A 1,808-nucleotide genomic window follows, 5' to 3' on the forward strand; every position below is an offset into this window, starting at 1 on the left:
TGGTCAATTTAGAAGACATCACCGATCATCCCTCTCCCAATTATCTATTGGTTTTACAGATCGCACAAGAAAAAGCGATCGAAGAAGAAGCGGCTTTGTGTCTTGTCGAATCGGATGTGGTTGTCAAGCCGGACACCCTTCAGACGCTTTTTGACGAATCGCTTACGCAACCGGATTGTGGTATGGTTGCAGCTGTTACGGTGGATAAAGAGGGGGAGATAAATTATCCTTACTTATATGCCAAAGGGAAAGAGGATAGGTGTTTTTCTACCCGCAAACATCTTAGCTTTTGTTGTACACTCTTGACGGAATCCTTCCTGAAAAAATTCAGTTTCAAGCTTCTTGATCCGACGAAATCATGGCATGATGTGACGATATCTCATCAATCCCTGAAACAGGGATATAAGAATTATCTCTATACCTCTCTGCCTGTATGGCATCAGCCTCATGGTAGCCGCCCCTGGAAGCAACTGAAATATACAAATCCTATAAAGTATTATTGGTTGAAGATGATAAACAAAAGAGATAAAATATAAACCGGAAAGAACGAATAGAGAATGACAAAAAACACACTTTTTAAAGGTAAAACAGTAATACACCCTGATTTCCTGGAATTTGAAACGTTTATAAAAAGTATACCTCAGCGGTTTCCTAATGAAGGAGAATGCATATATAAAGGACGTAATGAGATTCGTGTGTTCAAAGAAAAGGGAGTTGAGTTTGTTGTGAAGTCTTATAAACGTCCCAATATAATTAACCGTTTCATTTATGACTTTATACGTTCCTCTAAAGCTGAACGTTCGTATCTGTACGCTATCCGGATTGCTGAAGCAGGCATTGGTACTCCGACGCCGGTGGCTTTTATAAATAATCAGCATGGGATATTGTTTGATGACAGCTATTTTATTTCCCTCAAATCTGTTTGTCCGTATTCTTTAAAAGACCTCTATCAACGCTCTTTTGACCGTCATACGGAGATCTTGCAAGCCATAGGTAGGACAACTGCTCGTTTTCATCAACATGGATTCTTGCATACAGATTATTCTCCAGCCAATATAATGTTTGATGACAGTAAAGAGACTATCCGGGTGGATATCATAGACCTGAACCGTATGTCTTTTGGTAAGGTCTCTCTGAAAGCGGGATGCAAAGATTTCAACCGGATACCTGCACAAGGAGATATACAGGACATACTGGGAGGCGCTTATGCGCAAGCCAGAGGTTTTGACCCGGCTGTTTGCATTCAGGCAATCAAGAGATATAGGGAGATAGAAAGTCGGTAACGCCGGCTTTCGTCGTCAGTTCGAAGATGGATCAACCATCTTATGTCTTCTTCCGGTAAATTTGTATAAGTAGTACTTAAAGAGATTCTTTTCTTTGAACTTTCTCCAGGGACGACTTCCGTGTGGGCTATGAAGAACCGGCAGGTGAGGGAAGAGGTAATTGCGGAAAGCGAGCTTTAAAGAGACTTTGGTCAGGACGGCATCATGCCAGTCTTTGGCAGGATTTAGTTGATTAAAGCTGTATTTTTGCAGAAAAGGCAAACTGAGAATGGTACAACAAAAACTAAGACATTCTTCTGTGGAGAAATCACTGTTACCCCCTTCTTGGGCATACAGATAGGGATAGTTTATTATGCCCTCCGCATCGGTCGTTATCGCAGCAGACATACCGCAGTCCGGACGTTGCAAGGTCTCATCAAAAAGAGTCTGAAGGGTATCCGGTTTTACGGTTACATCCGATTCGACGATGCATAAAGCCGCTTCTTCTTCGATTGCTTTTTCTTGTGCGATCTGTAAAACCAATAG

The 1,808-nt window shown here is 41.7% G+C and carries 3 protein-coding genes; 2 read left to right on the plus strand and 1 reads right to left on the minus strand.

Going from position 1 to position 1,808, the window contains the following annotated elements; all coding sequences use genetic code 11:
• Both D0T51_RS07365 and D0T51_RS07370 read left to right on the plus strand, forming a co-directional pair.
• The coding region (locus D0T51_RS07365; protein WP_239056733.1) for a glycosyltransferase family 2 protein at nucleotides 1–536 on the plus strand (536 nt) is incomplete at its 5' end.
• A gap of 21 nt (nucleotides 537–557) precedes the next feature.
• Nucleotides 558–1,283, plus strand: a complete 726-nt coding sequence (locus D0T51_RS07370; RefSeq protein ID WP_163727330.1) for a lipopolysaccharide kinase InaA family protein — start codon at nucleotides 558–560, stop codon at nucleotides 1,281–1,283.
• 15 nt (nucleotides 1,284–1,298) lie between these two features.
• On the opposite strand, the gene D0T51_RS07375 is transcribed toward D0T51_RS07370, so the two are convergent.
• Nucleotides 1,299–1,808 (minus strand): glycosyltransferase family 2 protein (locus tag D0T51_RS07375; RefSeq protein ID WP_239056734.1); only part of this gene is annotated, 510 nt, incomplete at its 5' end.

Origin of the sequence: Parabacteroides sp. 52 (assembly GCF_010500925.1) — a bacterium.
Classification (GTDB): Bacteria; Bacteroidota; Bacteroidia; order Bacteroidales; family Tannerellaceae; genus QVMG01.